Origin of the sequence: Nostoc sp. UHCC 0251 (assembly GCF_034932245.1) — a bacterium.
In the GTDB taxonomy this organism is placed as follows: Bacteria; Cyanobacteriota; Cyanobacteriia; order Cyanobacteriales; family Nostocaceae; genus Nostoc.
In genome coordinates, this window is sequence record NZ_JAYGHD010000542.1 from 1 (window position 1) to 1,069 (window position 1,069).

2 protein-coding genes are annotated in these 1,069 nt (G+C 43.8%); both read right to left on the reverse strand.

Annotation, left to right across the window (positions count from 1 at the left end):
* Positions 1-31: 31 nt before the first annotated feature.
* Positions 32-550 (reverse strand): hypothetical protein, encoded by a 519-nt coding sequence (locus VB740_RS36710; protein WP_323204713.1) that lies wholly within the window; start codon positions 548-550, stop codon positions 32-34.
* A complete protein-coding gene (locus VB740_RS36715; RefSeq protein ID WP_323204714.1) occupies positions 551-877 on the reverse strand; it encodes a hypothetical protein in 327 nt (108 codons plus the stop codon).
* Between the last annotated feature and the right edge of the window lie 192 nt (positions 878-1,069).

Below are 1,069 nucleotides of genomic sequence, written 5' to 3' on the forward strand. Positions count from 1 at the left end.
AAAACAAAGGCAATAGTGACTATGTTGCAATTTAAATGCCGATTAGCTTATCAGCCAGAATTCTCGCTTCTTCCTGTTCAAACTCTAACTTTGGTTGTACATCTTCCGGGTCGGTTGCCATAAACAATACTCGCAATTGTCGTGCTTCCACAGAAAACGCTTCCGTTTCTTTCTCAATCCAGCGCAGGGGTAACACCACTGGATTAACACGCTTGACCAAAAAATCCTCACCATCATGCAGCACTTCCCAAGGTAGATGTGCCAATTTTTTATCAGTATCAATGGCAATTACCAACCCCTCACCGCGACAGTTAGCAATTCCCCGACTCAACCACCGTCCATCGCCATCCAACCAAAAAAATAACTGCTTCCCGATTCCTAGTAAATTGGGCAGCAGTTTATAGTAATCTCGCTCACCTTGCGTAAGAAAATTAGCGATTTCTGCTAATTGCAGGCGACGTGATTCATAGTGCTTTTTTTCAGGTAGCCAATACCTGAGTTCAACAGTTTCCTGCGTACATTCCCGAAGTTGAATGCGGATAGTTTGCACTTATTTGCTGATAGCTTTGAGGATTTCCGTGATTTCCTCTATAGTAGCGTCTTCGAGTAAAATCCTGTTTCCAGTATCAGGGTCAAGAATTACTACATCAAATTGCTTTCCTGGATGAGATTTATGCCATTCCTGATACCATTTGCGGATTTGTTCAGCTAAAGCCGCAACACCACCCACAATGCCAATAATAGTAGCAACAGCCGCCAAAGTTCCCTCTCTTTGCGTCGGTACTTCATAGCTTCCCGATATTCCCGGAATTTCTAGCAAAGCCTCGGCTGCTGCTGGTGCGCTTTCACCTTCGATTCCAATTTGAATTCCTGCCATTAAATCACCTGCGAATTTATCCAAGATTCTGTATATTATCTATTGAATTGGGGATAAGCTTCGCGGACAGACGCAGAGACTGACAATTCAGGTTATGTGGAAAAGTCCACCAAAAACCTAACCCCCTTCCCGATGCAGGAAGGGGGAAAATTCAAAGTCTCTCTCCTTTTAGGAGAGAGATTTAGAGAGAGG

Coding starts and splice junctions, on each gene's coding strand:
- VB740_RS36715 (WP_323204714.1), bottom strand. CDS start 877: ATGGCAGGAATTCAAATTGGAATCGAAGGTGAAAGCGCACCAGCAGCA.